This window comes from Rheinheimera sp. KL1, from assembly GCF_001275035.1.
GTDB classification, from domain to species: Bacteria; Pseudomonadota; Gammaproteobacteria; order Enterobacterales; family Alteromonadaceae; genus Pararheinheimera; species Pararheinheimera tangshanensis.
In genome coordinates, this window is sequence record NZ_LAMX01000014.1 from 22856 (window position 1) to 42087 (window position 19232).

The 19232-nt window shown below is 46.1% G+C and carries 17 protein-coding genes; 9 read left to right on the plus strand and 8 right to left on the minus strand.

What is annotated here, in order from left to right:
* Positions 1–22 precede the first annotated feature (22 nt).
* The 3 genes from rsmG to mioC all read right to left on the minus strand — a co-directional run bounded on the left by rsmG (position 23) and on the right by mioC (position 3515).
* Entirely contained in the window at positions 23–640 is a 618-nt protein-coding gene (rsmG, locus tag WH43_RS07165) for a 16S rRNA (guanine(527)-N(7))-methyltransferase RsmG (RefSeq protein WP_053423955.1), read from the minus strand.
* Positions 641–654: 14 nt separating this feature from the next.
* On the minus strand, positions 655–2544 hold the full coding sequence (gene mnmG / locus WH43_RS07170) for a tRNA uridine-5-carboxymethylaminomethyl(34) synthesis enzyme MnmG (RefSeq protein ID WP_053423956.1): 1890 nt from the start codon (positions 2542–2544) through the stop codon (positions 655–657).
* Positions 2545–3077: 533 nt separating this feature from the next.
* Positions 3078–3515 carry an FMN-binding protein MioC gene (mioC, locus tag WH43_RS07175; RefSeq protein WP_053423957.1) on the minus strand — a complete coding sequence of 146 codons (438 nt, stop codon included), beginning with the start codon at positions 3513–3515 and terminating at the stop codon, positions 3078–3080.
* Positions 3516–3680: 165 nt separating this feature from the next.
* Between mioC and WH43_RS07180 the strand changes: the two genes are divergently transcribed.
* The 5 genes from WH43_RS07180 (at position 3681) to WH43_RS07200 (ending at position 8821) form a co-directional block, all read left to right on the plus strand.
* Positions 3681–5498 carry a DEAD/DEAH box helicase gene (locus tag WH43_RS07180; protein WP_286049558.1) on the plus strand — a complete coding sequence of 606 codons (1818 nt, stop codon included), beginning with the start codon at positions 3681–3683 and terminating at the stop codon, positions 5496–5498.
* Positions 5499–5661: 163 nt separating this feature from the next.
* Entirely contained in the window at positions 5662–6084 is a 423-nt protein-coding gene (gene trxC, locus WH43_RS07185) for a thioredoxin TrxC (protein ID WP_053423959.1), read from the plus strand.
* Positions 6085–6187: 103 nt separating this feature from the next.
* Positions 6188–6679, plus strand: a complete 492-nt coding sequence (locus tag WH43_RS07190; protein WP_053423960.1) for a YbhB/YbcL family Raf kinase inhibitor-like protein — start codon at positions 6188–6190, stop codon at positions 6677–6679.
* 57 nt (positions 6680–6736) lie between these two features.
* The gene (locus WH43_RS07195) at positions 6737–7528 is read left to right on the plus strand and encodes a sulfite exporter TauE/SafE family protein (RefSeq protein ID WP_053423961.1); all 792 of its coding nucleotides are present in this window, start codon (positions 6737–6739) and stop codon (positions 7526–7528) included.
* A 105-nt stretch (positions 7529–7633) separates the two neighbouring features.
* Entirely contained in the window at positions 7634–8821 is a 1188-nt protein-coding gene (locus WH43_RS07200; protein WP_053423962.1) for a YbfB/YjiJ family MFS transporter, read from the plus strand.
* Positions 8822–8828: 7 nt separating this feature from the next.
* Here WH43_RS07200 and mnmE read toward each other — a convergent pair whose 3' ends face one another.
* From mnmE to rpmH, 5 genes are all read right to left on the minus strand, one after another.
* Positions 8829–10193 carry a tRNA uridine-5-carboxymethylaminomethyl(34) synthesis GTPase MnmE gene (mnmE, locus tag WH43_RS07205; RefSeq protein WP_053423963.1) on the minus strand — a complete coding sequence of 455 codons (1365 nt, stop codon included), beginning with the start codon at positions 10191–10193 and terminating at the stop codon, positions 8829–8831.
* A 79-nt stretch (positions 10194–10272) separates the two neighbouring features.
* Positions 10273–11907 carry a membrane protein insertase YidC gene (gene yidC, locus WH43_RS07210; RefSeq protein ID WP_053423964.1) on the minus strand — a complete coding sequence of 545 codons (1635 nt, stop codon included), beginning with the start codon at positions 11905–11907 and terminating at the stop codon, positions 10273–10275.
* A gap of 3 nt (positions 11908–11910) precedes the next feature.
* Complete coding sequence (yidD, locus tag WH43_RS07215; protein ID WP_008897166.1) at positions 11911–12174, minus strand: membrane protein insertion efficiency factor YidD; 264 nt, start codon at positions 12172–12174, stop codon at positions 11911–11913.
* Positions 12126–12497: a ribonuclease P protein component gene (gene rnpA, locus WH43_RS19780; RefSeq protein WP_082101823.1), complete on the minus strand. Its 372-nt coding sequence runs from the start codon at positions 12495–12497 to the stop codon at positions 12126–12128. Before rnpA ends, yidD begins: the two co-directional genes overlap by 49 nt.
* 19 nt (positions 12498–12516) lie before the next feature.
* Positions 12517–12651 (minus strand): 50S ribosomal protein L34, encoded by a 135-nt coding sequence (gene rpmH / locus WH43_RS07220; protein WP_053423965.1) that lies wholly within the window; start codon positions 12649–12651, stop codon positions 12517–12519.
* A gap of 446 nt (positions 12652–13097) precedes the next feature.
* Here rpmH and dnaA point away from each other — a divergent pair, with 446 nt between their 5' ends.
* Genes dnaA through gyrB form a run of 4 tightly spaced genes read left to right on the plus strand, consistent with a single transcriptional unit; the run spans position 13098 to position 19108 of the window.
* Positions 13098–14459: a chromosomal replication initiator protein DnaA gene (gene dnaA, locus WH43_RS07225; RefSeq protein ID WP_147904610.1), complete on the plus strand. Its 1362-nt coding sequence runs from the start codon at positions 13098–13100 to the stop codon at positions 14457–14459.
* Between the two features lie 12 nt (positions 14460–14471).
* Entirely contained in the window at positions 14472–15581 is a 1110-nt protein-coding gene (gene dnaN / locus WH43_RS07230) for a DNA polymerase III subunit beta (protein WP_053423967.1), read from the plus strand.
* A gap of 3 nt (positions 15582–15584) precedes the next feature.
* A complete protein-coding gene (gene recF, locus WH43_RS07235) occupies positions 15585–16685 on the plus strand; it encodes a DNA replication/repair protein RecF (protein ID WP_053423968.1) in 1101 nt (366 codons plus the stop codon).
* A gap of 2 nt (positions 16686–16687) precedes the next feature.
* Entirely contained in the window at positions 16688–19108 is a 2421-nt protein-coding gene (gene gyrB / locus WH43_RS07240; protein WP_053423969.1) for a DNA topoisomerase (ATP-hydrolyzing) subunit B, read from the plus strand.
* The last annotated feature ends 124 nt before the right edge of the window (positions 19109–19232 follow it).

The following is a 19232-nucleotide window of genomic DNA, read 5'->3' on the forward strand; positions in this document are numbered from 1 at the left end:
CCCCAATACGTAATTGATTAAATTAGACTTTCTCCAACACCACCAGATAACGTTCGGCGTTCAGTGTTGGCACCTGTAACGGATGACTGCCGACAACTTTAACAAAATTCGGCAAAGCTGCAATTTCTTCTTGAGCCAAAGCACCTTTCATGGCTAAAAACTGGCCATCAACGGCTGGCAAATGCTGACACCAGTTCGCCATATCAGTCATTGACGCAAAAGCACGACTTAAAACCGCATCATACCCTGTTTCAGGTTGATGATCTTCCACCCGACTCTGAATAGCTTCAAAGTTCTGTAGTTTCAGCTGTAATTTGACATGATTTAAAAAGCGAATACGTTTACCAAGGCTGTCGAGCAGGTAAAATTGCTTGTCAGGTAAAGCGATCGCCAGTGGTATACCAGGTAAACCAGGGCCAGTGCCGACATCGATAATACGCTGTCCGGTCACAAAAGGTGCCACGGCCAGGCTGTCCATAATATGTTTCACCAGCATTTCTTCCGGATCACGCACTGAGGTCAGATTGTAAGCACTGTTCCACTTGTCCAGCAGTTGAACATAAGCCACCAGTTGTTGCAATTGGTGTTCAGATAAAACTAAGCTGGTCTGTGCGACCAGCTTTTTTAATATTTCCAGCATGATGATCCCAATGCTTAAGCAGATTTGCGCAATAAACCCTGTTTTTTCAGGTAGACCAGCAATAACGAAATAGCGGCAGGCGTGATGCCTGAAATACGCGACGCCTGACCCATAGTTTCAGGTTGCACCTGATTCAGCTTCAGTATCACTTCGTTGGATAAACCTTTCACCGCTTTGTAATCAAAGTTTGCAGGCAAACGGGTGTTTTCGTTGCGCTCCTGCTTGGAGATCTCGTCCTGCTGGCGATTGATATAACCTTCGTATTTGATTTGAATTTCAACTTGTTCAGCTGCTGCAGGGTCAGCTAAGCCAGGGCCAATTAAATCAATTTTCATCAGATCCTGATAATTCACTTCAGGGCGACGGATCAGATCTTCAAGGCTGGCCTCTTTGCTCAGCGGTGTTTTCACCAACAGGTTCACTTCAGCCAAAGCCGCGTGCTGAGGATGGATCCACTGCTGTTTTAAGCGCTGACGTTCCAATTCAATTTGTTCAATTTTTAGGTTAAATGCGGCCCAACGTGCATCGTCAACCAAACCTAATTCACGGCCTTTGGCAGTTAAACGAATATCGGCGTTGTCTTCACGTAACATTAGACGGTATTCAGCGCGGCTGGTGAACATACGATAGGGCTCTTTAGTACCCATAGTCGTCAGATCGTCAATCAACACACCGACATAGGCTTGATCACGGCTTGGTGTCCATGAATCTTTGTCTTGAGCAAAAAGCGCTGCGTTCATGCCGGCCATTAAGCCCTGAGCACCGGCTTCTTCGTAGCCTGTAGTGCCGTTGATTTGACCGGCAAAAAATAAGCCCTTGATAAACTTAGTTTCCAATGAGGTTTTTAAATCCCGTGGATCAAAAAAGTCATATTCAATGGCATAACCAGGGCGGGTAATATGGGCGTTTTCCATACCTTTGATGGAACGGACCAGGTTTAACTGCACATCAAAAGGCAAACTGGTAGATATCCCGTTTGGATACAGCTCGTGTGTGGTTAAACCTTCAGGTTCAATAAAGATCTGGTGTTTATCTTTGTCAGCAAAACGGGTGATCTTATCTTCAATCGAAGGGCAATAGCGTGGGCCTATGCCTTCAATCACACCAGTGTACATAGGCGATCGGTCTAAACCGTTACGAATAATATCGTGGGTTTGCTCGTTGGTGTAGGTGATATGACAAGGGATCTGAGTGGGTTGATCCTTGTGGGATCCCATAAACGAAAACACCGGAGTCGGGTTATCACCTGGCTGCGCCTGCATCACTGAAAAATCAACAGTTCTGGCATCAATACGGGGTGGAGTACCAGTTTTTAAACGGCCAACACGGAAAGGCAATTCACGTAAACGTCTAGCCAGAGCTATGGATGGCGGATCACCAGCACGGCCACCACTGTAATTTTCTAAACCAATATGGATCTGGCCACCTAGGAAAGTACCTACGGTCAGCACCACTGATCTCGCTTTAAACTTCAACCCCATTTGGGTCACTACGCCACAAACCTGATCGTTTTCAACGATCAAATCATCACAGGCCTGTTGAAAGATCTTCAGATTTGGTTGGTTTTCAAGCACCAAACGTACAGCTGCACGATAGAGCTGACGATCTGCCTGCGCACGGGTTGCACGCACAGCAGGGCCTTTCGAACTGTTTAAAGTTCTGAACTGGATCCCGGCACGATCCGTAGCTTTCGCCATCACACCACCCAGAGCATCAATCTCTTTCACCAGATGGCCTTTACCAATGCCACCAATGGCCGGATTACAGGACATCTGACCTAAAGTCTCAACGTTGTGAGTCAGCAATAATGTTTGCATTCCCATGCGGGCCGCAGCAAGTGCAGCCTCTGTGCCGGCGTGACCACCACCAACAACGATGACATCAAATGTTTCCTGATAAAGCATATAGGCCTCGAACTCAAAACCAGTTCTGTAAAAAGGGCGCGTATTGTAACTGGATCTGAGGCGTTGTGGAATGAATAAAATTCGATCACGATCCTCGAAAGATCACTAATAATATATAAGGATCTTTAAAGAGATCTTTTTATTATGTTTACTACTATACAGAGCCTTTTCTGTGGGTAACCCTTGATCTGTTTTGAAGATCAATCAGTTAGAAAGGATCAGATCCTGTGATCAACACAAGATCCTGAGTCGAACAAGCGGTGTTTAACTAGCACTTTTATACACAGGGCCTAAAACCTGATTTGTTACACAGAGGATAACTCCAGCTTTTACATAAGTTATAACTACACTTATACACATTAGACCTAAAAATAAGTGAAAACTGTGGATATCTATGTGTAACTGGATCATAAGTATGATCCTCATTATATAGAAGTGGATCATGATCGGGTTATAAAGAAGAAAGGCCCTTTGTTTATGGGCCTTTGAGTGATGAAGGGTAAAAGATCCTGTTCTGTATAACTAAGAAGAGTTTAAGGCAGAGTTTTGATAAATTCAGGCAGCCAAGCTAAAGCCTGATCTTCAGGTAGTTCAGCTGTTAAAACATCAATATCTAGTCCTGGTAACAATAAACTTGCACCTAAAGAGGCAAAAAGGTCAGAGATTTTTTTACCGGCCAGACAAAAAGTATCGTAGCTGGAATCACCTAAAGTGATCACTGCGTAGGAAACTGTGGTAAGATCTGTTTGATCTTGTGCTAATTGATCCACAAAAGGTTGGATATTATCGGGCAGATCCCCTGCGCCATACGTCGAAGTGACGACTAACCAGATACTATGTCTGGTTAACAGTGTTAAATCAGGGGTGAGGTGAAGTTTTACTTCATAACCCGCTTTTTCCAAAGTTTCAGCTACTTGTTCTGCTGCATATTCCGCAGCGCCCATTTGGCTGCCCACAAGGATCTCAATCATACTGCATCCTATTGTCAGTGAAATGATTGGCTATACTACTGGAATTAAAACGTGCAAAGCGAATGCTTCTTGCACCTTTTTGGGTATTTTTACTGCAAAGCAGGCTCAGTAAATCTACGATAGCACAAACCGTTCGCCTGCGTGTTATTGAGGTTTATACAATATATGTCCGAGTCCATGTCTTTTTCCCAGCTAGCGCTGCCGGAACCTATTCTTCGTGCAGTTTTAGAACTTGGTTATGAACATCCGTCTCCAATTCAGGAAGCGGCTATTCCTAAGTTACTAGCTGGTGAAGACTTGCTAGGCCAAGCCCAAACAGGTACTGGTAAAACAGCTGCGTTTGCACTGCCTTTATTAGCCCGTTTAGATCCGGCCCAAAATGATCCACAAATTTTAGTGTTGGCACCAACCCGCGAACTGGCTATTCAGGTTGCTGAAGCGTTCCAGGCTTATGCCCGCTATATGCCGGCTTTCCATGTTTTGCCTTTATACGGCGGTCAAAACTACACCACTCAGTTAAAAGCACTGAAACGTGGCTCTCAGGTTATTGTGGGTACGCCAGGTCGTATCATGGATCACCTGGATCGTGGCACTTTAGTGCTGGATAAACTGCGTGCCATAGTACTGGACGAAGCCGACGAAATGTTGCGTATGGGTTTTATCGATGATGTGCAAACTATCATGGATGCGACTCCGCCAGGCCGCCAGGTGGCTATGTTCTCTGCAACTATGCCAAACCAGATCCGCGCTATTGCTCAGAAGCACTTAAAAAATGCGTCTGAAGTGAAAATTGAGTCCAAGACTTCTACTGTTGAACGTATTCAACAGCGTTATGTGATGCTGGACAATAACCAGAAGCTGGATGCGTTAACCCGTATTCTGGAAGGCGAAGAATATGATGCAAGCATCATTTTCGTTCGTACCAAAAGTGCGACTGAAGAAATTGCAGAAAAGCTGGGCGCCCGTGGATATGCAGTGGCCTGCTTAAACGGTGATATGAACCAGGCTCACCGCGAGCAAACCATCCGTCGTTTAAAAGCCGATCAGCTGGACGTGATAGTGGCAACAGACGTTGCAGCCCGTGGTCTGGACGTGGAACGTATCAGTCTGGTTATTAACTATGACATTCCATACGATAGCGAAGCTTACGTACACCGTATTGGTCGTACTGGCCGTGCTGGTCGTGAAGGTAAAGCGATACTTTTCGTATCACCACGTGAACGTCGTTTATTGCGTACTATCGAACATGCAACCCGTCAGCCGATTGAAAAAATGTCGCTTCCGACAGGTCAGGTGATTGAACAACGTCGTATCGAGTCTTTCCGTGCTCAGTTAGCTCAGACCATTGAAGCGAAAAACTTAAGCTTCTTCCAGGATCTGGTGAACGATTGGCGTGAAAAGTTAGAAACGACCGATGTAGATATGGCTGCTGCCCTGTTGTATATGGCGCAGAAAGATCAACCGTTAAACGTAGCTAACCAGTTCCCGGAAATCCGTGAACCGCATAGCCGTGACCGTGATGATCGTGCTCCGTCTTCAGGTCGCGATAGATTTGCCCGTGGTGACAGACCAGAACGTTCTGGTGATCGTGCTGAACGCGGCGATCGTCCACCACGTCCACGTCGTGAGTTAAAAGGTGATTACACCAATTATCGCATTGAAGTGGGTAAGGAACATGGCGTACGCGCCGGTGACATCGTTGGTGCTATCGCCAACGAAGCCAACATCGATAGCCAGTTTATCGGTAACATCAAGCTGTTTGATCATTTCAGTACTGTAGAATTACCAGCCAATATCCCGGCTGAAACTATGCAGCATCTGAAAAAAGTTTATGTGCGTAAGCAGAAACTGAATATCAGTGTGGACACTGGCTCACCAGCCACAAGTTCGGCACCACGTCGTGAGCGTACTGAGCGCTCTGATGGCGGCCCAGGTCCGCGTCCAGGTGCTGCTCCACGTGCACCGCGTAAACCAAGAGATTAATCGTACAAGTATGGATTCGTCGCAACACCTTTCCAGACAGTTGCGACGTACCGTCCATCCTTAGACATAAGACCGGCGAAAGCCGGTTTTTTTATAGCTATAGCTCTATAAAAAACCATACTAGGGCCATATGTAGTTTAAATAGTTAAATCCGGAGCTAGTCATGATTATTGCCTGTCCTCATTGTTCTACTTTAAACCGGGTTCAGCCGGAAAAGTTTGCCGATCAGCCTAAGTGCGGTCAGTGCAAAGACGCGCTGTTTGCCGGAAAACCCATAGAGCTCACCCAACAGAATTTTGTCAATCAGATCCAAAAGTCAGAATTGCCTGTGGTGGTGGATTTTTGGGCCAGCTGGTGTGGGCCTTGCCTGAACTTTGCACCAGTGTTTAATCAGGCTGCTGCTGAATTAGAGCCACAATTTCGGTTTGCCAAAGTAAATACTGAACAGCAACAACAGTTGGCTGCGCAGTTTCAGATTCGCTCCATTCCAACCTTGATGTTGTTTAAAGCGGGTAAGCTGGTTGCGCAGCAATCAGGTGCTATGCCAAAACAGATGTTTTATCAGTGGTTACAGCAACATAGCTAAAGCACCGCGAACTATGTTAGTCGCAAAAATCTGGATTTGACTGTCTGCAAAGTTCAGACTGACAATCTAATTCTTTGTTTTGATCCATAGTTAAGGAAAAAGCATGACATCTACCTTATTTCAACTGACTAGCCCTGATATCCGAGAAGGCCATTTCATGGCGAAGACCTTTGAATTTAATGGCTTTGGTTGTGACGGCCCAAATTTATCACCTGAGTTAAGCTGGAAAAACCCTCCAGCTGGTACTCAGAGTTTTGCTATTACTGTGTTTGATCCGGATGCGCCCACAGGCTCAGGCTTTTGGCATTGGTTAGTTCTGGATATTCCTGCCACTGTCACTTCATTGCCGCAAGGCGCAGGCAATGGCCAGTTGCCTGCAGGCAGCCGCAGTTTTTGCAACGACTATGGCATCAAAGAATTTGGTGGTGCCTGCCCACCAGAAGGCCATGGCATGCATCGTTATCAGTTTACCGTCTGGGCTTTACCTGAAGCTACTTTAGGGGTACCAGATGGTGCCAGCGCTGCCGTCGTAGGTTTTATGCTCAATGCGACAGCTCTGGGCAAAGCAACCTTAACCGCAACTTATGCCAGATAGAATATAGATTTTGACAAGGCCAGCACCAGCTGGCCTTTTTAGTTCAGGCAGGAATTTATGGATCTGTGGGTGCTGACGTTATTTATTCTGGCAGGTGTAGCTGGTGGCTTATTGTTGGGCCTGATAGGCGTAGGCATGGCCTTGGTGACAGTGCCTTTTTTAACTTTTATGTTGCCATCTTTAGGTTTTAGTGCAGAAGTTTCCCCTGTAATAGCTCTGGCGAGCTCCATGATGATAGCCGCTATAGGTTCTGTGTCTTCACTGCGGGTGCATCAGCAAAAGGGCACTATTAACTGGGGGGTGATCAGGTTGATGTTACCGGCCAGTTTATTTGGCGTTGTGCTTGGTTCCTTGCAGGTGACACGTTTGCCAGCTTTATGGCTGCAGTGCATTTTTGCCGCTTTTTTGTTTTATGTGGCTTTCTCTATGTTAAAGCCATCAGCAAATACTGCTCAGTTGCAAAAAACACCCTCAGCTCAATGGTTACGTTGGTTTCCGGCTTTAGTTGGTTTCACTGGTAGTTTTATTGGTGCTGGCGGTGGAGTGTTGATGGTACCTTTTTTAAATCGTTTTATGGCAATGCCCAAAGCCGTAGCCAGTTCAGTGGCCGTCGGTTTTCCTGTGACTGTGTTTGGTGCCATCTCCTATATGCTGCAAACTGCGCCTTTCTCTCATCCAGATCTGATTGGTGCTGTGTATTGGCCTGCAGTGCTTGGAATGAGTATTGGCTCTGTAGTCGCAGCTCCACTTGGTGTGCGGCTCGCCACAATAGTGCCTGCGGCCTTATTGAAGAAGTTGTTTGCCTGCGTATTACTCTTGATAGCCTTCAGGATGCTGTTGTCTTTTTAAGTTAAGTGGGCGAACAGCTTATCTCTGCGACTATTCGCCTATAGCTTTGCGTTGGGTGGGCTGTCAATCTGATGAAAATGTGCGAGTGCTAAAAGAATGGAATGTATGTCTGATCCAGTGGCGCGCCGCTTCCTGTTGGCTGGTTTTTTTAGTCAGCTGTTGTGTTTGGGTATAGCGCGTTTTGCCTACACCCCGCTTATTCCTTTAATGTCCGGCGCAGGCCTTACTGAAGCTTTGGCTGGCTATTTAGCTGCTGTGAATTATCTAGGTTACTTTACTGGTGCATTGTTGGCGGTGCGGTTAAAAGACTGGCAGTGGAAGTTTTATGCCTATCGTATAGGTTTGGTTTTTGCGGTGCTTAGCACACTGGCCACAGCTTATAGTTCAGACCCGCTATTTTGGGGCTTGTGGCGCTTTCTGGCAGGTTTAAGTTCTGCAGCTTCAATGTTATTGGCCTCAGGTCTTATTTTACAGCAGCTGGCTGCGCGTGGCGCTAAAGCTGAACTGGGTTTACATTTTGCAGGCTTGGGTCTGGGCATAGCTTTAGTGGCTTTATTCGTAGAGCTGCTTAGCGCTGCGGCTTTGAGTTGGGATCAGCAATGGCTGGCGCTTAGCTTACTCGGATTGGTGCTGATTATTCCGGCGTGGCGCTGGTTGCCCGCACCACAGCTGGCATTATCCGGCAACAACACTGATGCAACGCCCTTAGCTTTACCCCGAAGTTTCCTTTGGCCGTTATTTTTAATGTATTTCTGCGCCGGTTATGGCTATGTAGTTACTATCACTTTTATTGTCGCTATGGCGAGCTTAAACGCAGAACTAACAGGTTTTGGTAACTGGGCATTTTTTGCTTTAGGTATAGGTGCCGCACCAGCAGCGATTTTCTGGGATAGGGTTGCACGACGTTCTGGTTATTTAGTCAGTCTACGTTGGGCTTTGCTCTTGAACGCTGTGGCTATTGTGTTACCTGTGCTGTGGAGTCAGGCGTTGGCGTTATTGTTCAGTGCCTTTTTATTTGGCATCAGTTTTGTCGGTTGTGTCAGTTTAATGCTGACTATGGCAGGGCGCTTATTACCGGAAAAACCCGCTCAGTTGATGGGCAAGATGACGCTTTGTTATGGCACAGCCCAAGTGATAGCTCCTGCGATCAGTGGTTATCTGGCCAAACAAAGTGGCAGTTTTGATTCAGGTTTACTACTGGCAAGTGGGATTACGATATGTGGGGCTGGAGTACTGACGCTGCTTATCCGCCGCACCGCCAGCGATCATCTGGCAATGCGGGGAGGCCGCTAAAATTCAGTTATTTACCGATACAGAACGAGCTGAATATCCTGCCCAATAAATCATCCGAACTAAATTCGCCGGTGATTTCATTCAGGTGTTGCTGAGTCAGGCGCAGTTCTTCTGCTAACAGCTCGCCAGCTAAGTGGTTATGTAACTGAGCATCGCCTATGGCTAAATGCTCTGCAGCGCGTTCCAGCGCGTCTAAATGGCGGCGTCGGGCGATAAAGCTACCTTCGGTATTGGCGTCAAAGCCCATACAGGCTTTGAGGTGATCCCGTAACTCTTCAATACCTGAATTGGTTTTGGCCGAGATATGAAAAACCGGATAGTCACCGTCTTGACTGGCACCTGTAGTTTCGCCTGTTAAGTCGGCTTTATTGCGTATCACTGTTAAGCCTAAATCTTTCGGTAAACGTGACATAAAATCTGGCCAGATTTCGGCCGGGCTGGTGGCGTTTGTGGTGGTGCCATCAACCATAAAGAGCACGCGGTCTGCTTGTTCTATTTCCTGCCAGGCGCGTTCTATGCCTATTTGTTCCACTTTGTCTGTGGCTTCACGTAAACCAGCGGTGTCGATGATATGCAAAGGCATACCGTCGATATGAATATGCTCACGTAATACATCTCGGGTGGTGCCCGCTATTTCAGTCACTATGGCGGCTTCACGGCCTGCTAAAGCGTTTAATAAGCTGGATTTACCAGCATTAGGCCGACCAGCAATTACCACGCGCATACCTTCACGTAATATGCTGCCTTGAGTGGCTTGTTTCTGAATGCCTGCTAAATCAGCAATAATTTCCGCTAAATCACCCGCTACTTTGCCGTCTGATAAAAAGTCGATTTCTTCATCCGGAAAGTCGATAGCAGCCTCGACGTAAATCCGCAGGTAAATCACTTTTTCCACCAGGTCGTGGATTTTGCGAGAAAACTCACCCTGCAACGAATGCATAGCGGAGCGGGCTGCCTGTTCTGAGCTTGCGTCAATTAAGTCGGCAATCGCTTCGGCCTGAGTTAAATCCAATTTGTCGTTTAAAAAGGCCCGTTCGGAAAACTCACCAGGACGTGCTATCCGCACATCTTTCATCTGCAGCACACGACGCAACAGCATATCTAAAAGCACAGGGCCACCGTGGCCTTGCAGTTCTAATACATCTTCACCTGTAAAGGAATTTGGGCCAGGGAAATACAGCGCTATGCCCTGATCCAGAGTTTGTTTTTGTTCGTCTAAAAACGGCAGGTATTCAGCAGTACGGGGTTTTGGTATTTTGCCCAGAATAGCAGAAGCCACTGCGGATACGGCAGGGCCTGATACCCGGATAATTCCTACGCCGGCACGACCTGTGGCTGTGGCCTGAGCGGCAATAGTGTCTGTGCTGTACATTGATCAAACCTCAAACGTTTTTAAACTCAAAAAAACAAAAAGGCCTGAAAACAGGCCTTTACAGTGTATACCTTAAGCCTTAGCTTTTGGTGTAGAGACCTTTTTTCTCCATACCACGGTAGATATACAGCATCTGGGCTAAAGAAATCAGGTTGCTGACTAACCAGTACAGCACCAGACCACTTGGGAACCACAGGAAGAATACGGAGAACACTACTGGCATCCACAGCATAATTTTTTGCTGCATCGGATCCGTCACTGTCATAGGTGTCAGTTTTTGCATGACAAACATACTGATACCAAACAGCACTGGTAAGACGTAGTACGGGTCCTGGGTGGATAAATCCTGGATCCATAACATAAAGGGCGCCTGACGTAATTCCACGCTCTCAACAAACACCCAATACAAAGCCAGGAAGATTGGCATTTGCACCAGCATAGGTAAGCAGCCACCCATAGGGTTTACTTTTTCTTTGCGGTACAACTCCATCATGGCTGGGCCCATCTTTTGACGGTCATCTTTGTAACGGGCCTGCAGCTCATCAATTTTTGGTTTCAGATTACGCATCTTAGCCATAGATTCATACTGCACTTTGGTCAGCGGATACATTACACCTTTGACTATTAAGGTGATGATAATAATGGCGACACCCCAGTTGCTGACAAAACCTTGGATTAAGGTCAGTAACCAGAATAAAGTCTGAGAAATAAACCATAAGAAGCCGTAATCCACAGTCAAATCCAGACCATCAGCAATAGCGGCTAAGTTATCCTGATCCTTAGGACCGGCATAAAAAGTAGAAGCAATAGTCAGGCTTTCTCCCGCCGGGATTGTCAATTCAGGGCCTTTAACGCCGACAATGCCGTTACCGTTATTCACTAAGCTATACAGCTGATTGTCTGCAGTTTTTTCCGGAACCCAGGCGGCAACAAAGTAGTGCTCCAGCATAGCCACCCAACCACCTTTGGTGGATTGAGCCAGGTTAGTTTCCTGCATATCTTCAAACGTATATTTTTCGTAACGTTTTTCTGAAGTAGAGAAAGCACCACCACGATAAATAGGCATCATCATACTGCTGCTTTTGCCGTTATCAATGGTTTGCACCAGATGCTGGTAAGACTGCACTAATTTCGTTTGCGCAGTGGTATTTTTCAGCAAATATTCTACCCGGACATCATATTTTCCAGCGGTAAAGATGTAGCGTTTTTCAATCTCTAAACCGTTATGGTTAAAGGTTAAAGGTACTACTATTTGCTGTTCGCCATTGGCTAACTGGTAGTTGGTTTGTGCAACGCTGTACACAGGACGACCACTATTACGTTTATCATCCGGACCGTCTGCCAATAAGCCAGATTGTGCCACGTATTCAAAACCGTTCAACTTACGCATCAGCTGATAAGGCTGGTCGCTGTCTTTAGTCAGAGTAAAAGCTGGTAAAGTTAAATCAACAATATCGCCACCTTTAGTGTCGATTTGTACTTTTAATACATCAGTACTGACGGTGATCACTTGTTGAGTAGCTACTGGCGCCGCAGCTTGAGCTGAAGTACCAGAACTGCTTAATTGTAAGTCGGCTGAACCTGCTGAAGTGGTTGTGCTTTGTTCAGTGACCGGAGTGACTGGTTTAGGCGCGTGATCGGTTTGCCATGCCTGCCATAACAATAAGCTCACGAAGGCGAGGGCTATCACTAATAAACTGCGTTGAGAATCCATCTGTTAGTTAGTCTCTTTCTGCTTTTGTGGAACCGGGTCTTCACCACCGGGATGTAAGGGGTGACATTTTAATAAACGTTTTGTAGTTAACCAACCACCTTTTACAGCACCAAAGCGTTCTATGGCTTCAATGGCGTAATGAGAACAGGTGGGATAAAACCGGCAACTGGGTCCAAATAACGGACTGATCAACTTCTGATAACCACGCACGGTGGAAATTAGCAGTCTTGCACCAGTGTTTTGTATTGGCGAGCTATTTTGCCCCATAACTTATCCAGTTGCTTGTGCAATTCTTCATTGGGCGTATTGCTGATATCACCTTTTACCATCAAAACTAAATCAACAGGTGGAAGTTCATGTTGGTGTAGCCGAAAGCTATCCCGTGAACATCTTTTGATGCGGTTTCGATGCGTGGCTAATTTAACACGTTTTTTGGCAATAGTCAGACCAAGTCTTGGATGAACAGACTGATTAGGTTTGCACAAGATAGTAAAGAGAGGAGAAGAAACCCGGAAAGGATTTTGGAAGACGTTGTCGAATTCGCGGGGAGTTAACAGACGTAACTCCCTGCTGAATGTATAGCTGACCACGCAGCGCTTACGAATCTGACTAGACTGTTAAGCGCTTGCGGCCTTTAGCACGGCGACGTGCAATCACTTGACGGCCATTTTTGGTAGCCATGCGAGCACGGAAGCCGTGGACGCGAGCACGTTTAAATACGCTAGGTTGAAATGTTCTTTTCATAACTTCGTCCGTCCGGTCGATATTTACTAAGGGTCTGTGTTTTAGTAAAAACCAAAACGCAGCGATTAAAAAAGAGCGCGAATTCTAAGCGGGTCAGCAGCTGTTGTCAATGCAGATCCTTCTGTTTCTGCTGATCTGATCATTATTTTTTACTGATCTTTAAAAGTTGTCCACAAGGCAGGTCACTTAACTGGGATAAAATGTGAGTTGTTTTAAAAAACAGCGGTTTTTGGACCGCTTTGGTCTGATCTTTCGCTTGCATATCAGTAAATGGAATAAGAGGATTATTTCAATATAAAACAATAGGTTACATATTGTTTTTGTCGCTCGTCGCATTTTTGCAAAAGTCAATATTGAACTTGTGGATAAGATCGTATGATAATGCTGCTCTTTTCACTTACGCCTGCCTAACTAAATAATAATTATTAGGGGCTTTTGGAGATATGGTGTATCAGTCCGTTTGGAAAAATTGCCTCGAAGCGCTCCAAGCCGAGCTACCAGCTCGTGATTTTGGAACCTGGATCCGTCCATTACAAGCTGACAGCTCGCATGACGCACTGACTTTGTATGCGCCTAACCGCTTTGTGCTGGATTGGGTGCGTGACAAATACCTGAACCGGATCAATGAACTGATCCAGGGCTATTGTGGCGATCATGCGCCACGGCTGCGCTTTGATGTAGGTTCAACCCAAAAGCCTTTAGCTAGCCCTGTGAATCAATTACCAAGGGTTGCTCCAGCTGCAGCTCCGGTGGCCGCTATGCCTGAGCCAGCGCCAAAAACTATAGTGAACAGCAACGTCAATGCGAAGCATAACTTCGATAACTTTGTTGAAGGTAAATCGAACCAGTTAGCGCGCGCTGCAGCCAAGCAAGTGGCCGACAATCCGGGCACTGCTTATAATCCGCTATTTTTATATGGCGGTACTGGTTTAGGTAAAACTCACTTATTGCATGCGGTAGGTAACGGTATTCTGGCGAAAAAGCCTGATGCCAAAGTGATTTATATGCACTCAGAACGTTTTGTCCAGGATATGGTTAAAGCCTTACAAAACAATGCGATAGAAGAGTTTAAACGCTATTATCGCTCTGTGGATGCGCTGCTTATCGATGATATTCAATTCTTCGCAAAAAAAGATCGTTCCCAGGAAGAGTTCTTTCATACCTTTAATGCTTTGCTTGAAGGCAACCAACAGATCATTTTAACCAGCGATCGTTATCCAAAAGAAATAGACGGCGTGGAAGAGCGCTTAAAAAGTCGTTTCGGTTGGGGGTTAACTATCGCCATCGAACCACCAGAATTGGAAACTCGGGTTGCGATCCTGATGCGTAAAGCACAGGAGATCAATATTCGTTTGCCGGAAGAAGTAGCTTTTTTTGTCGCCAAACGTTTGCGCTCTAATGTGCGTGAATTAGAAGGGGCGTTAAACCGTATTTCTGCCAACGCCAATTTTACTGGCCGTCCTATTACCATCGACTTTGTGCGCGAAGCATTACGCGATATGCTGGCTTTGCAGGACAAGTTAGTCACTATTGAGAATATTCAGAAAACTGTGGCCGAGTATTACAAAATACGGGTGGCGGATTTATTGTCGAAACGCCGCAGTCGTTCAGTCGCTCGTCCTCGTCAAATGGCGATGGCTTTGGCAAAGGAACTGACCAACCACAGCTTGCCAGAAATTGGTGATGCTTTTGGTGGCCGTGACCACACCACAGTCTTGCATGCGTGTCGTAAAATCGAATCGTTAAAAGAAGAGACGCATGAAATTAAAGAAGATTTCCAAAACTTAATTCGAACATTGTCTTCATAATAGGGAATGGTGATGCAATTTACTATTGAACGCGACGCTCTGCTCAAACCCTTACAAATGGTGTCAGGTGCTATTGAACGGCGCCATACTTTACCTATTTTGTCCAATGTGTTGATTGAAGCGCGCGAAGACGGCCAGCTGATCCTGACCGGTACCGATTTAGAAATCGAATTGGTGGCTATGTCGCCTATCCAGCAACTTATTAGCCCTGGCCGTATAACTGTGCCGGCGAAAAAGATTCTGGATATTTGCCGTAGTTTGCCTGACACCTCTTTATTAAGTGTCACAGTGCAGGGCGATAACTGTGTGGTGAGCACAGGCAAAAGTAAATTTACTTTATCGACTTTAAGTGCCAACGATTATCCAAATTTAGAAAGCTGGCAAGGTGAAGTCGAGCTGCAGTTGCCACGCAGTCAGTTACGTCATTTATTAGATGACACTGCATTTTCTATGGCGAACCAGGATGTGCGTTATTACCTGAACGGTTTGTTATTTGAAGTAGATAACGGCACTTTACGTTCTGTCGCAACCGACGGTCACCGTCTGGCCATGAGTTCTATTGAATTGGCTGCTACGGCCGGTCATCAAAAACAAATCATTATTCCGCGCAAAGGCGTGCTGGAAGTCATGCGTTTATTGATTGCTGATGATCAACTGGTGACGTTAAGTTTAGGCCAAAACCATATTCGTTTAACTGACACTCAGTTCAGCTTCAGCTGTAAATTGATTGACGGCCGCTTCCCTGATTATCGTCGTGTATTGCCGCGCAACAGCACTAAGCTGGTGACCGCACACCGCGATGTGTTAAAAGACTCTTGTGTTCGCGCTTCTATTTTATCGAATGAAAAATACCGTGGCGTGCGTTTCACTTTGAGTTCAGGCGAGCTGCAGATTGTGGCGAATAACCCGGAACACGAACAAGCGGAAGAAAGCATAGAAGTGGAATACCAGGGCGATACGCTGGAAATCGGCTTTAACGTCGGCTACTTGCTCGACGTACTCAATACCTTATCAACCGACCTGGTGGTGCTGCATTTAAGTGACGGTAACTCCAGTGCGCTGATTGAAGGCGTCGGTGCTAAGTCAGGTGCCATGTATGTTGTGATGCCAATGCGTTTATAGTGAATGGCATTAAATACGCTTAGAATTCAGCAGTTTCGCAACATTGCCGAAGCTCATTTAGAGTTTCGTCCCGGGATAAACCTGATTTATGGCGAAAATGGCAGCGGCAAAACCAGTTTGCTCGAGGCCATTTATTATTTGGCGCATGGCCGCTCTTTTCGCAGCAGTAAGCCAGAAAAGCTGATCCGCTACGAACAACCAGCATTTTTACTGAATGCCAAAGTTGAAATGGCAGAGCAGTTATTAAATTTGGGCTTGCAGCGCGAACGCGAAGGCGAGCTACGGATGCGGTTAAACGGCGAAGACCTGAACCGCGTATCTGAACTAGCGCAATTGTTGCCGGTACAATTAATTACCCCAGAAAGCTTTAGGCTTTTACTGGGAGGTCCAAAAGAAAGACGGCAGTTTTTCGATATGGGATTGTTTCACGTGGAACACAGTTTCTATTCCTTGTGGAGCAAATTGCAGCGAGTGTTGAAACATCGCAATGCGTTGTTAAAAACACAAAAGCGTTATAACGATGAATATGCCTACTGGGACCAGAACTTGGCCAGTTTGGCTTTTGAATTACAGGCGTTGCGCCAGCGTTATATTTCGGCTTTGGATACAGCGGTTCAGCCGCTATTGGTTGATGCGCCCTGGGCTTCGGGTTTAACCCTGCAGTTGTATTCAGGCTGGCCAGAACGTATCGAAACGCCAGAGCAATTACAGCAGTTACTGCAGCAAAATTTTCTGCAAGATTTGCGTTTAGGGCATTGTCAGTTTGGCCCACAAAAGGCGGATTTAAAGCTGAAAGTAGCGGGCCAGGCGGTCGAAGAAGTGTTGTCACGTGGACAACTCAAGGTATTACTCTTTGCGCTGAAAGTGGCACAAAGTAACGTGATTTATAACTATGGCCATAAAAAGCCAGTGTTATTAATTGATGATTTGGCCTCGGAATTAGACGATAATTCCAAGCGTCATATATTTAGTTTTTTAAACACCATTAATTCGCAGGTATTTATTTCAGCGATTAATACTGATCAGGTTCTGCCAGCAATACCGGATGTGAATCCAGCATTGTTTCACGTGGAACACGGACAGATAACAATACGGACAGAATGAAGATGGCCGAAGAACATATTTACGACTCGTCGAGTATCAAAGTATTAAAAGGCCTGGATGCCGTACGTAAAAGACCCGGTATGTATATCGGTGATACGGACGACGGTTCAGGCTTACACCACATGGTATTCGAAGTTGTCGACAACTCCATCGATGAAGCCTTAGCTGGCCACTGTACTGATGTATGGGTAACTATCCATACCGATAACTCAGTATCAGTGCGCGACAATGGTCGTGGTATTCCTACAGATATGCATGAAGAGGGTGTATCTGCAGCTGAAGTGATCATGACGGTATTACACGCCGGTGGTAAATTTGATGATAACTCCTACAAAGTATCTGGTGGTTTGCACGGTGTAGGTGTATCGGTAGTCAACGCATTATCTGACAAGTTAGAGCTGACCATTCGCCGTAAGCAAAAAGTGCATTCGCAAATCTACCGTTTAGGTGTGCCAGATGCGCCATTAGGCGTGATAGGTGAAACTGAAGGCACTGGTACTTCAATTCGTTTCTGGCCAAGCCCAACCATTTTCAGCGATATCAATTTCCACTACGATATTCTGGCCAAACGCTTGCGCGAACTATCTTTCCTGAACTCTGGTGTCAGTATTATTCTGACCGACGAACGTGACGACAAAACCGACCATTTCAAATACGAAGGTGGTATCGAAGCTTTTGTGCAGTACTTAAACCGCACTAAAACTCCGGTTCACCAGAAAGCCTTTTACTTCACTTCTCAGCGTGAAGAAGATGGTATTTCTGTAGAAGTAGCGATGCAGTGGAACGATTCCTTCCAGGAAGGTATTTATTGTTTCACCAACAACATTCCACAACGGGATGGTGGTACTCACTTAGCCGGTTTCCGTTCTGCTTTAACTCGGGTGTTAAACACCTATATGGAGCACGAAGGCTACGCCAAGAAGATGAAAATCTCTGCCACAGGCGACGACGCTCGTGAAGGCTTAACTGCTGTTATCAGCGTGAAAGTGCCGGATCCTAAGTTCAGTTCTCAGACCAAAGATAAGCTGGTGTCCAGTGAAGTGAAGTCTGCAGTTGAAAGTGCAATGCATGAAAAACTGAACGAATATCTGTTAGAAAACCCGGGCGAAGCCAAAATTATCGTCGGCAAAATTGTAGACGCTGCCCGTGCCCGTGAAGCGGCCCGTAAAGCCCGTGAAATGACGCGCCGTAAAGGTGCCTTAGATATCGCTGGTTTACCGGGTAAACTGGCCGACTGTCAGGAAAAAGATCCAGCTTTATCAGAACTTTACCTGGTAGAGGGTGACTCTGCGGGTGGCTCTGCTAAGCAGGGGCGCAACCGCAAAAACCAGGCTATTCTGCCGCTGAAAGGTAAAATCCTCAACGTAGAAAAAGCCCGTTTCGACAAGATGATTTCCTCGCAGGAAGTAGGCACCCTGATCACAGCTTTAGGTTGTGGTATAGGTCGTGACGAATACAACCCGGATAAAACCCGTTACCACAGCATCATCCTGATGACGGATGCTGACGTCGATGGTTCTCACATCCGTACTCTGTTATTGACCTTCTTCTATCGTCAAACGCCAGAGTTGATTGAACGTGGTTACATCTATATTGCTCAGCCGCCTTTATACAAAGTGAAAAAAGGTAAGCAAGAACAATATATTAAAGATGACCCGGCCTTAACTGAGTACTTAACGACTTTGGCGCTGGATGAAGCGACATTGCATGTTAATGCCGATGCTCCAGGCATAGGCGGTGCTCAGCTGGAAACATTGGTACAGCTATACCATAAGGTCACAGCCACTATCACTCGTTTAAGCCGTAAGATCCCATCGAACTTATTAAACGAACTGGTGTATGTGCCTGCCATTACGCCTGAGCTGTGCAAAGACGCAGCTTTGGCCGAAACTTGGGCCAAAAACATCATTACTCGTTTACAAGAACGTGAAGGTGATGGTTCAAGCTATGGTTATGCGGTTGTAGAAGACCGTGAGCGTCAGCTGTTTATACCAAAAGTCATCATCCGTCAGCACGGTATCGACAATGAATACCTGCTGCATTATGACTTTATCACGTCAGTCGATTACGGCCGCATTGTTGAATTAGGCACTGCAATCCGTGACTTAATTGAAGAGGGTGGTTATGTCCGCCGTGGCGAAAAGATCAAACCAGTAGAAAGCTTTGTTGAAGCACTGGAATGGTTAATGGCCGAGTCGAAACGTGGTTTATATATCCAGCGTTATAAAGGTTTGGGTGAGATGAACCCTGAACAGTTATGGGAAACCACTATGGATCCAAATACCCGCCGCATGCTGCGTGTGACTATTGAAGATGCCATAGGTGCCGACCAGTTGTTTAATACCTTGATGGGTGACGACGTAGAACCACGCCGTAACTTTATCGAAGAAAACGCGCTGCGGGTTGCAAACCTGGACGTGTAAGCTGTAAAGCTTGAAAACAGAAAAGGCTCCTCACGGAGCCTTTCTAATTTAATAAAGCTTAAAAAACCCATAAAAAACGCGGCTTAGCGCTACAGTTCGACGCCGCAAATAGGTATACTTTTCA